The sequence below is a fragment of the Flavobacterium aquidurense genome (genome assembly GCF_031458035.1).
GTDB classification, from domain to species: Bacteria; Bacteroidota; Bacteroidia; order Flavobacteriales; family Flavobacteriaceae; genus Flavobacterium; species Flavobacterium aquidurense_C.
Genome location: NZ_JAVDXR010000005.1, coordinates 291,277 through 303,620, shown reverse-complemented (window position 1 = coordinate 303,620; position 12,344 = coordinate 291,277). Strand labels below are relative to the sequence as shown.

Genomic DNA, 12,344 nt, shown 5'->3' with positions numbered 1-12,344 from the left:
TTTATTTAAGCATTAATATTCCAAAAATATCTTTTGAAGTTCATCCAGTTTTCTTGGTTTAAGCAATGCCACCGTTAACAGAATTCTGGATTTTTGCGGATTCAGATTATACGAAGCAATAAGTCCTAATTCATCATCATTACACTCTACATTACGCCCTACCAAACCAGTGGCAACGCGCGTGCTTCGTACCACGATAATTCCTTTTTTACTTGCCCTTGCACATGCGTCCAGAGAAGCCTTGTTCATATTTCCGTTTCCAACACCTGCAATTACAATTCCCTTCGCTCCTTTTTCGATAGAAGCGTCAATTAAATCCGGTTTCATATCTGCATCGGCATAAATAATGTCAACACGAGGAAATGCTGTCACACCTTTCACATCGAATTCAGAATTTTTTCCAAATTTTTGATCAGGATAATGGTAAAAATCATTAACTCCGTAAGAAGTCGTTCCTATAAGTCCGCGTATTGGCGACATGAAAGTCTGAACTGCGGTGGTACTCACTTTTGTTAATGATTGTGCCGAGTGAATCCAGTCATTCATTACTAAAAGTACTCCATGACCTTTTGCTTTCGGATCTGCAGCGACAGCAATAGCATTATAAAGATTTAAAGGACCGTCAGCACTTATCGCAGTCGAAGGACGCATTGATCCTACAAGAACCACAGGCTTGTCTGTTTTTACAACCAGATTCAAAAAGTAGCCTGTTTCTTCCATGGTATCCGTTCCGTGTGTAATTACAAAACCGTCTACATCTTTGCTGTTGGCCAATTCATTGATTCTGTTTGCAACTTTCATCATGATATCAAATGACATATCCTGAGAGCCTACATTTGCAATTTGTTCTCCTTTAATTTCAGCAAGTTTCAAGGCATCGGGAACTGCATTCACCATTGCATCAATAGTCACCTGTCCTGAAGTATAACCAGATTGTACACCACTTGCCGCTGATCCTGCAATCGTACCACCGGTTGCCAATATTAATACTTTAGGTTTTGCTTGCCCGATTACGCTGCTGCTAATCAGCAAGACTACTATTACAAGTAGTTTTTTACAAAAGATTATATTTATTTTCATAATATTAGATGTTTAGTTGATGTTTATTTTTGTCCGGTTAAACTGGCAGGATCAAGCAGTTTTTTAATTTGATCCTCTGTAAGCAATTTCTTTTCACGTATAAGTTCTAAGATTCCTTTATTGGTTTCAAGAGCTTCTTTAGCCAGCTCCGTAGTTTTTTCATAACCAAGTACAGGATTAAGAGCAGTAACAATACCTACACTTCTTTCCATGTAATGATCTAACACTGATTTATTTGCAGTAATGCCTTCGATACAATTTTTTCTGAATAGTGGAAATGTTTTAAAGAATAATCCTTGCGATTCCATCATGGCGATAGCCTCAACTGGTTCGAAAGCATTTAATTGCAATAAACCAGCATGTGCTGCAAGCGTTACCGTTACGTCATTACCAATTACTTTGAAACATACTTCATTCATTAACTCTGGCATTACTGGATTTACTTTACCTGGCATAATTGAAGAACCTGGTTGAAGTGCCGGTAAATTGATTTCGAAAATACCTGCACGCGGTCCTGAAGCAAGGAAAATAAGGTCACTGCTTATTTTTGACATTGCAATTGCCATACTTTTTAGTGCCGAAGAATAGATTACAAATCCTTGTTGGCTTGACGTTGCAGCAATAAGATCTTTACTCTTCACAATTGGTTTACCGGTAATTTTTGCCAGTTCAGTTGCTACTTTTTCAGCATAACCCGGCGAAGCTGTAATTCCTGTTCCAATCGCTGTTGCTCCCATGTTTTGTTCACATAAAAACACTTCTGTTTTACGTAAGACTGCAATTTCAGCGTCAAGCTGATTTCCAAAAGCATGAAATTCCTGTCCTAACGTCATTGGTACAGCATCCTGCCCCTCAGTACGCCCCATTTTTAAGACATCTTTAAACTCATCTCCTTTTTTATGAAAAGCTTTAGCAAGCAAATCAGCTTCTTTTATCAATTTATCGTTGTGAAGTAATAAAGCAACTTTTATCGCTGTTGGGTAAACATCGTTTGTAGATTGCCCCATATTAAGATCATCGTGAGGTTCAATATATTGATACTCCCCTTTTTTATGACCGCTCATTTCCAGCGCTATGTTTGCGAGAACTTCATTAACATTCATATTCGCAGAAGTACCTGCACCACCCTGATATAAATCAACCAGAAACTGATCATGGTATTTCCCGTCTATAACTGCCTGACAAGCTTTTTCTATGGCTGCCAGCCTTTCTTTTTTAAGTCGGCCATCAGCGGCATTAGCACGGGCAGCAGCCAATTTTACCATTGCGAAAGCTTTTACATAATCAGGATAAAACTGCGTTGTCATTCCGCTTATCTGAAAATTTTCGAGGGCGCGGGCTGTCTGGACTCCGTAGTAAGCATTGTTCGGAATCTGCTTTTCACCCAAAAGATCTTTTTCAGTTCGGGTTTGAGCGTTTAGGGAGCCAACGTATAATCCCATCAGGATTACATATTGAATTGTTTTACACATGTTTTCTATTTTTAAGGTTCTTGGTAGCTTATTTCAGGAAACGCTTTGGGCATTTCTAATTAATTTTTTTGATAAAATATTTGAGAGAAGTTGTATTTAAATGAGAACTGTACTTTTGTTATAGAAGTACTCCAACCATCGTTGAAATTATCACGGTCTCCCCATTGAAATTCAGCTCCAACCAAGCAATTTTTTGCTGGAGAATAAAGCACATTTCCTACAACGTATTGTCCTTTTTGAAAGGCATCATTCGCTTGTCCGTCTGTGTTGTCAATGTCAATCATTGAATAACCAATTGAGCTTGTAAATTTCTCGCTCCAGGTATGATCAAGAAAAGCTACAACACCAAGTAAAGGAAGTGCAACACCTTTCACCGGCTTTAGTGCATTTCCCGGATTATTTTCGATACCGATATCAACTGGCGCATCATTCATGTAGTTCTGAATTCCTTCACCGTAAACAACTTGTCCTTTAAAAACAGTACTTTTTCCAAGTTTTACATTGGTACTCAAATTCAGACCCCAGCCAACAGCATCTCCTGATAAATCAAATTGATCGTTATTTTGGTCTTTCCATTCAATTTTTCTCACAATACCGGCTAACTCAAGATAACCCCAGTTAAAACCATGGTGATATTCTGCTGAAAGATCCGGCAATGGAAATCTGCCGTTTACGCCCTGAAGTTCGATACGATTTGCGTAAACGCCCTGATCGGCACTTGCTCCCGGTCTTTCTAACGCAATTGTTAAACGGGTATCGCCCTGAATTGGCATATATCGAATTTGGATGTTACGGAAAAACACCATCCCGGTTGGTCCCCAATATTCTAATGTATTCGGGAATACATCGATATCCATGAAAGGGCTCCAGGTCTGACCGGCTCCAAACTTGCCTAATTCGGCATAAGCATGTCTCAAACGAAAAGTAGTCTGACCAGCATCTACACCAGTACCATATAATTCAAATTCGAATGTCGTTTTTAATTCTCCGATTCCTGTATCAAAATAATTTTTAATACCAAATCTTGTCTGGCGTACTGAAGCATAATAACTTCCGTCAGTTCCATATTGATCTTTATAAGCTGGTAATTTTGTAGGTCGTACAACATCGTACCAATCTGGCTGAATCTGATTAAAATTATAACCAATATCGGTCATTATAAATCCGTAAATCTCCATACTTTTTTTTGCATCGCTATCCTGAGCATGTATCAGGTTTGCTGCAAGAAGAAAAATTACCATGGCCAGATGCCTAATCTTTGCCACTCTTAAAAACGTTTTTTTCATAATGATTATAGTTTAAAATTGCTGATTCTAACTTATACGTATCACTTAATTGTGAGGGAATTCTGTTTAGTTTTACGATCTTATTCCATGTTTTTCAAAATATAAAGCACTATATCTTCTTCTAATTCCTTTGTTAGATTTTCGTACTCTACCTTCATATGAAAATCCTGCTGCATCTTTTGTTTGTATTTTTCAATATTCAATTTGCTGCAGCAATAATCGTCACACATAGATTTGAAATCATCATCAATCAAGTACAAAACTTTGATTGATTCTTGGTAACTGGAGAGCTTTTCACTATATAATTTCTCTGGAATCGACATATTACCCTTCATTAATTACTGATAATCAATCAAATGTAAACAGTCATTTTATCAAAAAAGAGTTAAAAACCGTTAAATTTAACCGTTAAATGCAAGAAAAACCTTATTTTACATACTTTTTTCTTACAAAAAACTAAATTTTATCATAAAGTATTATTTTTTTTTTAACTTTATAGTGATTGAAATTCCGCCTTATTGTTCTCATCTAATGCAACTTATATGGAGGCTCTGAAAAAGATTACTCATGAAGAAATTTTTACCGAACTAGAAACTGTTTTAAAATATAATTCATTAAAAAACTCTCCCATCTTAAGCAAATTTTTAAGGTATGTGGTCGAGGAAACTCTTAATGAAAACCAGCATATTATTAAGGAATATTCCATAGCTGTAAATGTGCTGAACAGATCATCTGATTTTAATTCAAATGATGATGCTGTCGTGCGGATTCACGCTGGAAGGTTGCGAAGAATTTTAAACGAATATTATTTGACTCAGGGTCAGAATAATTCTTTAATGATCGATATTCCCAAAGGCAGTTATGTACCCCAGTTTATCTCACAAAAAGCGATAAAACCGACTGCTCCTCCCGCAGAGAATACAAATCCTGTTATTGCCATATTTCCTTTTAAATCCGTTACTTCTAAACAAAATTTAGATGTTTTTTCAGTCATGCTTTGTGAAGAAATTAGTGCCGAACTTTCTCTTTTTGAAGATGTAGCGGTTATAGGCTACTTTTCAACTGAGATGGTTTCAAAAATCAATCAAAATATTCTTGAAGCAGCGAAATCAATCAATGCCGATTTTATCATTACCGGAAGTCTTCAGTACAATGACAAAAAATTACATATAAGGATTAATCTTTTAAACTCGTTAACTGGTGAATTCGTGATGACAAAATCATTCGATCACCTGGATATAAAAGATATTGCAAAAATACAGAATGAAATTGTACAGAATATCGTAAGCGAAGTTGGCGGCTATTATGGCATTATTTTTAAAGAAATCATTAAAATATCCCCAGACAGAATATCAAACAAATTAAGCATCTGGAAAGGCGTTTACAGTTATTATAAATTTCAGTGTGAATGTTCTTTGGAAAATTACTGGACAGCGATTAAAAGTCTTGATGAAGCTACTAAAATTCATCCCAATCACGCCGTTACCTGGGCAATGTTAGGTGAATTTTATTTTGATGGAATATTTTTCGCAATAGACAGCGACGAAGATAATATTGAACTGGGACATCAGTGTGTAATGAAAGCGCTTAAAATAAACCCGTATTGTCAACATGCCTGGCATACGCTAACCTGGTTTAATTTGTTAAAAAAAGCTCCGGAAGCCAGTCTTTATTCTGCAGAACAATGCATTAAAATAAATCCAAATGCTTCAGGCAGAGTGTCCGGAGTTGGATGCATGTTGATTTTTGCCGGATATTTTGATAAAGGCTATAGTATCATGAAAAATGCAATCGAAAAAAATCCCTATTATCCGTGTTGGGTTAATATTGGTTTTTGCCTGTATTATATTGAGAAAAAAGATTATGCCAATGCATTTCATTGGGCTGAAAAAATGGATTCAGAAGAAACTTTTTGGGCTCCGCTACTCAAATGTGTTTCGCTTTCCTTTCTAAAAGAAGATAATAAAGCCAAAAAATATTTAGATAAGCTTTTGAATTTAGAACCTCAGGCACCAAAAAAGATAAAAAATATGCTTTCAAGCTGTGTGCTCTCCGAAAAAATAATTACAAAAATAATTGGCGAATTAGAGAAAACCGGATCCATTCGAACTGCCTGATTGTTTTGCGAGTTTACCGTTAAATTCTATTCTCAAAATTAGTTGTCAAAATTAAAAACCATGCAAAAAATAACCAAAGAAGATATTTCGCAGGAAGTATTTGATTTATACGATGATTATGCTCACAATAAAATCGATAGAAGACAATTTATTGAGAAACTATCCATCTTCGCAGTCGGAACTTTAACCCTTCCCTCGCTTTTGAGTTTTATGACTCCCAATTACGTGGACAGCATTTTAATTAATCCAACAGATCCAAGACTCAAATCAGGATATATTAATTACGAATCTCCAAAAGGCGGCGGAATAATTAAAGGACTGTTATCTCAGCCTGAAGAAACCAAAAAGAAATTACCCGGAATTATCGTTGTACACGAAAATCGTGGCCTCAATCCATATATTGAAGATGTTGGACGAAGAGCTGCCCTTGAAGGTTTTATTACCCTCGCTCCCGACGCTTTATCGCCTCTAGGAGGTTATCCGGGAAATGACGATGCGGGACGAGAACTTCAAAAAAAACGTACGCGCGAAGAAATGCTCGAAGATTTTATTGCCGCATACGAATACTTAAAAGGACACAAAGATTGTAATGGTTACGTAGGTGTTGTCGGGTTTTGTTTTGGAGGATGGATTGCAAATATGATGGCGGTAAAAATTCCGACTTTATCAGCGGCAGTTCCTTATTACGGTGGACAGCCAACGAAAGAAGAAGCCGAAAAAATTACCACTCCGCTACTCTTGCATTACGCAGGTTTGGATACGCGCGTTAATGAAGGCTGGCCAGCTTTTGAAGAAGTCCTTAAAAAAGACAAAGTGGAAAATACAGCTTATTTTTATCCAAACGTCAACCACGGTTTTCATAATAATACTACACCAAGATACGACGAAGCCGCTGCAACTTTATCGTGGACAAGAACAATTGATTTTTTTAAATTGAAATTGAAGAAGAAGTAAAACCTGATCAAAGAACTTTCTTTTTGAAAGAGCAATCCAACGAATATTTTAGATATATTTGATTTTAAAAAGTGAAATAAAGCCAAACAAATAATTCAAAATATTGAACAACTAAAACATTGGATAACCAAAACATATCCTGTTTTTCTAAATCAAATGGAACAAAAAATCTATACAAGATTCCCACATCCTGAAGATAAACTTGAATAACATTAGTCAAAGTTTTTCCGATTTTAAACTAAAACCTCCTCTACAGATAGCCCTAAAAAGATTATCATTCCCCAAAAAGATCCTAACACTATTTTAATGCTATTTTTTTTACAAGGCATTACTTTTTTTATTACTTTAGTATAGCTTTCAAATGCTGATAAGCAGATAGTTACCATTATTATTTTATACTCCGAATTTAAGATCAATAATAAAAAACAAATTTTTTTATTTATGGAATGTATCCGTATAATTTTAATATTAAATGCAGCTTTTATTTTTTTATTATTTCCTCTTATTGTAAACGCCCAAACTACCGAAAATACTACATCAGAAAGTGTGGTAAAATATCCTCAATTTCAATTTAGAGGACTTTTTCAGGGAAGGTTTCTAGCTGCCATGACAGATGATGTTGATGTGCTTGGTGTTCATCATACGACTGGAGAAGTTACACAGACTTCATTTGATATTAAAAGAATGCGTGTTGGTTTAACCACTAAAGTAAGTGACGCTACCGAAGTTGTAATTTTGGTCAATTTAGCCGATTTTAAGTCGGATACAAAAGGAAAAGTGCTTGAGAATGCTTACGCAAAATATACGTTTAGTAAATATATAGCTTTAGTTGGTGGTCAGTTCAGAGCGCCGTTTGGTATCGAAGATCAGGTTCCGGCAGACATCATCAAATCATTTGATTTCTCAAATCAATATTATGAATTCGGGAAAAATGGTTGGACGAGTTTTCAAATAGGAGCCGGAATTATTGGCGGAGTTGATATTGGAAAAGTTCCGGTAATGTATGCCTTCACGATTATCAATGGTAACGGAAAAAATCAGGAAAAAGACAAGGATAACGGAAAACAATATTCGGCAAGATGGGTTTTCGGATTATCAAAAGAGCATAAAATAAATCTGGGTTTAAACGGCGGATTCGGTACAGTTGCGACGCAGGATGTTTTTGCAGTTGGCGCAGATATCACCAGCAATTTTAAACTTAGCGATAATCTTAGTTTAGATATGCAAATGGAATACAAGCAGGGAACAAATCATAATTTATATTTTTCGTTACCCGTTGATAGCAGAGCCGTAAGTGTAGCCGATTATCAAATGCGTGGTCTTTATTTTTTACCAAATTTGAGATACGCCGTGACGTACAAAAGATTGTCCTCCATAGAATTATCCTGCCGTTACGAAACTCTCGATTCAAATTACAAAATCGATTCAAACGTAAGGCGAACTTATACACCAATGATAAGTCTGGAATTTGGTAAAGCCTACACAGGCCGAATCGAATTAGGATTTACGCTTGACAATTATGAAAAAAATATTCCTGACACGTCGACGTATAGTAGTAATTTATTTTTAATTCAGCTTCAATGCCGACTTTAGTTTAACTTAATTCCTGTTTTTATGAAAGAAGTAAAAATTACCCAAACCCTGATTACATTAGCCGTTGGAATTGTTCTTTGGTTTATTCCCGCTCCCGAAGGTGTAAAAGTTGAAGCCTGGCATTTATTTGCCATTTTTGTGGCGACCATTCTCGGAATCATTCTGAAAGCGGCACCAATGGGCACCATGTGTATGATCGCCATTGCAGTAACAGCATTTACGCAAGTTCTGGCGCCCGGAGATCCGGGAAAATCAATCACTTTAGCACTGAAAGGTTTTGGAGATAAGGTAATTTGGCTGATCGGAATTTCGTTTTTTATTGCAAGAGGTTTTATTAAAACAGGTCTAGGAAACAGAATTGCTTTTCTATTCATCAGGGTATTCGGGAAAAGTTCCCTCGGATTAGCCTACGGTTTAGGTCTGGCCGATTTAGTTTTGGCTCCGGCTGTACCAAGTAATACAGCCCGAGGCGGCGGAATTATTTATCCGATTATGAAATCAATGTCTATGAGTTTTGGGTCCATGCCGGATCAGCCGGAAACCCATCGAAAATTAGGGGCATATTTAACGTTGAACTGTTATAATATGAACCTGATCGCTTCTTCAATGTTTTTGACAGGAACAGCAAGTAACCCAATGTGCCAAAAATTCGCTCTTAATCTGGGCATCAAAATTTCATGGATTTCGTGGGCAACGGCAGCAATAGTTCCCGGTTTGGTTGCCTTTTTTGTAATTCCTTTTGTATTGTACAAAATCTATCCGCCTGAACTCAAAAAAACCGGAGATGCTCCACAAATTGCAAGTCAGAAACTAAAAGAAATGGGACCAATTTCAAGAAATGAATGGCTAATGCTAATGACTTTCTTCATCTTATTATTTCTTTGGATGACGGGCGATTTATTCTCTATTGATGCTACAACAACAGCCTTTATTGGTTTGGTAATATTACTGCTGACATCAGTTTTAACATGGGAAGATGTTAAAGGCGAAACAGGAGCCTGGGACACTATCGTATGGTTTTCTGTTTTAGTAATGATGGCGAGTTCACTCAATGAATTAGGCTTTATTGGCTGGTTTAGTGATCAGGTTCGAGCTCAAATTGGCGGCTTAAGCTGGCAAATGGCTTTCCCGATTATCATTTTGGTCTACTTTTTTAGTCATTACCTTTTTGCAAGTGCAACTGCGCACGTGGCAGCCATGTATGCGGCTTTATTAGGCGTTGGGATCTCTTTGGGAATTCCGGGTTTATTATTAGCTTTTATGCTTGGGTTTGTAGGCTCATTATACGGAACCCTAACACATTACGGCCACGGACCTGCACCGGTTTTCTTTGGTAGCGGTTATGTCGATTTAAAAAGCTGGTGGGTAAAAGGCCTTATAACCGGACTTGTCATGCTATTAATCTATATGGTTATTGGTGGGTTATGGATGCGCGTTATTGGATATTTTTAAAATTAAAAAACAAAAAATTCTTTAACACATAGAAACATAGATTTTGTAAAGTAAAAAAGACATTTCACTTATTATAAAACATCTCGTCCCGAAGTTTCGGGATTTGGACTATGTGAAAGAAATGTATTTCTTATTTAGCTTTTTTTTTAAAACATAAAACCTATTTTTCTATGTGTTAAAAGGTCACACGTCCCGGATCAACAAAAGTTTTTTTTACGATTCATTCGAAAAAAATAGTAACAAATCTTAAAATCATCACCATGCTGCAAGCGTTTCTTACAGGATTACTAGCAACCTCATCACTCATTATTGGAGGGATATTGGCAATTCGATATTCCTTAAGCAATCGTGCCATTGGTGTTATTATGGGATTTGGCGCCGGAACCTTAATTTCTGCCATCTCTTATGAATTAATTTTCGAAGCCGTAAAACTGGGTCGGGGTACAATGTATCCGGCTTTTGGTTTTTTCGCCGGAGCTTCACTTTTCTATTTTTCAGATAAACTGATTTCAAATTTCGGGGCAAAAAATCGTCTTAAATTAGGACAGACTAAGAGTTCCAGTCTTATCATTCCAATGGTACTCGCTATTATACTAGATGGTGTACCTGAATCGATTATTATCGGGCTAGGTATTTTCGAGGGAACTTCGGGTAATCTTACCATGTTGGTAGCAGTTTTTATTTCAAATTTACCTGAAGCAATTGCAGGATCTTCAGGAATGAAATCGGGAGGCTGGAGTTCCAGAAAAATAATAACACTCTGGACTGGCATTGCGTTGCTTTGTGCATTGGCAACTTTAGCTGGTTTTTCAGTTTTTAGCGGTGCTTCGCAAGAGTGGCTTTCGTTTATTCAGGCTTTTGCCGGTGGCGCAATTTTAATGATGTTAGCCAACTCCATGATTCCGGAAGCTTACGAACACGGTGGAAAACTAGCTGGCGTATTTACAGTATTTGGTTTCTTTTTTTCCGTTTGTCTGGTTGTTTATGAGAATTTCCATTAAGTTTTTAAATCTAAAAAAATGCAAAAAAAATGACATCAATAAAAGATCGTTTTATGTTCCAATTCTGGATGAAAGAAAGCGGACTTAGCGGTATGCTAATATTACTTTGTATCATGCATTTTATTCTTGTTCCGCTCCTTGGCAGTTATTCATTTTTTATGGTGGTTCTGAATATTTTTTGGATGTTATTTCTTCTCGCAGGTGTTTTCTCCTTAAAAACAGATACCAAAAAAATTGCACTAATTACAATTCTTCCTGTGCTGTTTATCATTTTTGAATGGATTAATTTTTTAGTCCCCGGACCAGTTATTTCCTGTATTGATTTTGTACTTACAATTGCTACTTTCTTAATGGTGATTACGTTAATATTACGAAGAGTTTTCGAATCGGGACCTATAAATGGGCATCGTATTATAGGCTCCATTGTGGTTTATATGCTTGTGGCCAACTTATGGTGTATTTTATATTTATTTATCTACGATAAGATTGAAGGTGCTTTTCAGATGGCTCTTCCTCAATTTGACTGCAACAGTACTTCAGCTAATTTTTTATATTTTAGCTATATAACACTTACCACAACAGGTTATGGAGAAATTCTTCCACTACATCCTGTTGCACGTTCTTTAGTGCAAATGGAAACATTGGTAGGCATTTTGTATCCGGTAATTCTTATCGGAAATCTTGTTTCTAATGTCGGAAACGAAAAACCAAAGCAGGAGAAAATAAATAATTGAGAATAGATTCGGATTTCATTCAAAAAGAGTGGTTGTGTTTTTATTTAAATTGATTTTTTTATGAGTTTTTATGCGAAACATTACACCTAAATGAAAAATTGGTGCGTATCTTTAAGAAAATAAATTTTATCTTAGCAGAAAATAACGGGATATTTATTCTCTTAAAATTGTTTTTTATATAATTAGATTTCATAATGAATAAGCAGAAATACAGTCTTTTACTGGCAGATGATGATGAAGATGATTGTGCTTTTTTTAAAGAAGCACTAGATGAACTGTTGCTTCCTACAGAACTTGTCACTGTTAATGATGGTGTAGAACTAATGGATTTGTTGGCAGAAAATTTATCTGAAAATCTGCCGGACATTCTTTTTCTCGATCTTAATATGCCCAGAAAAAATGGGTATGAATGCCTGACCGAAATAAAAGAAAGTAATGAATTAAAGGACCTTCCGATAATCATTTTTTCTACCTCGCTAGATAATAGTCTTATTGATACATTATACGATAAAGGTGCTACCTACTATATTCGTAAACCCGGTGATTTTTCTAAATTGAAAAAAGTAATTGGAAATGCACTGAGTATTTCATCTGAAAATAATTTTAAACAGCCAATCAGAGAGAAATTTATTCTTCAACCCTAAATATTGATTGG

At 36.1% G+C, this 12,344-nt stretch carries 11 protein-coding genes; 7 read left to right on the top strand and 4 right to left on the bottom strand.

The features are described 5' to 3' along the window. Positions 1-12: 12 nt before the first annotated feature. From J2X17_RS10545 to J2X17_RS10530, 4 genes are all read right to left on the bottom strand, one after another. Complete coding sequence (locus J2X17_RS10545; protein ID WP_310297429.1) at positions 13-1,080, bottom strand: type II asparaginase; 1,068 nt, start codon at positions 1,078-1,080, stop codon at positions 13-15. Between the two features lie 23 nt (positions 1,081-1,103). After that, entirely contained in the window at positions 1,104-2,522 is a 1,419-nt protein-coding gene (locus J2X17_RS10540) for an aspartate ammonia-lyase (RefSeq protein ID WP_409025258.1), read from the bottom strand. An 89-nt stretch (positions 2,523-2,611) separates the two neighbouring features. After that, the gene (locus J2X17_RS10535; RefSeq protein WP_310297423.1) at positions 2,612-3,838 is read right to left on the bottom strand and encodes a DcaP family trimeric outer membrane transporter; all 1,227 of its coding nucleotides are present in this window, start codon (positions 3,836-3,838) and stop codon (positions 2,612-2,614) included. Between the two features lie 80 nt (positions 3,839-3,918). Next, positions 3,919-4,161: a hypothetical protein gene (locus J2X17_RS10530; RefSeq protein WP_310297419.1), complete on the bottom strand. Its 243-nt coding sequence runs from the start codon at positions 4,159-4,161 to the stop codon at positions 3,919-3,921. Positions 4,162-4,380: 219 nt separating this feature from the next. Between J2X17_RS10530 and J2X17_RS10525 the strand changes: the two genes are divergently transcribed. The 7 genes from J2X17_RS10525 (at position 4,381) to J2X17_RS10495 (ending at position 12,333) form a co-directional block, all read left to right on the top strand. After that, positions 4,381-5,955, top strand: a complete 1,575-nt coding sequence (locus J2X17_RS10525; RefSeq protein WP_310297415.1) for a tetratricopeptide repeat protein — start codon at positions 4,381-4,383, stop codon at positions 5,953-5,955. A gap of 60 nt (positions 5,956-6,015) precedes the next feature. Further along, positions 6,016-6,909: a dienelactone hydrolase family protein gene (locus J2X17_RS10520; protein ID WP_310297412.1), complete on the top strand. Its 894-nt coding sequence runs from the start codon at positions 6,016-6,018 to the stop codon at positions 6,907-6,909. Between the two features lie 441 nt (positions 6,910-7,350). Further along, the gene (locus J2X17_RS10515; protein WP_310297409.1) at positions 7,351-8,502 is read left to right on the top strand and encodes a porin; all 1,152 of its coding nucleotides are present in this window, start codon (positions 7,351-7,353) and stop codon (positions 8,500-8,502) included. A 21-nt stretch (positions 8,503-8,523) separates the two neighbouring features. After that, positions 8,524-9,954, top strand: a complete 1,431-nt coding sequence (locus J2X17_RS10510) for an anion permease (RefSeq protein WP_310297407.1) — start codon at positions 8,524-8,526, stop codon at positions 9,952-9,954. 260 nt (positions 9,955-10,214) lie between these two features. Further along, on the top strand, positions 10,215-10,955 hold the full coding sequence (locus J2X17_RS10505) for a ZIP family metal transporter (protein WP_310297405.1): 741 nt from the start codon (positions 10,215-10,217) through the stop codon (positions 10,953-10,955). Between the two features lie 29 nt (positions 10,956-10,984). Next, positions 10,985-11,689 (top strand): ion channel, encoded by a 705-nt coding sequence (locus tag J2X17_RS10500; protein WP_310297403.1) that lies wholly within the window; start codon positions 10,985-10,987, stop codon positions 11,687-11,689. 194 nt (positions 11,690-11,883) lie between these two features. Continuing rightward, positions 11,884-12,333: a response regulator gene (locus tag J2X17_RS10495; protein WP_310297399.1), complete on the top strand. Its 450-nt coding sequence runs from the start codon at positions 11,884-11,886 to the stop codon at positions 12,331-12,333. The last annotated feature ends 11 nt before the right edge of the window (positions 12,334-12,344 follow it).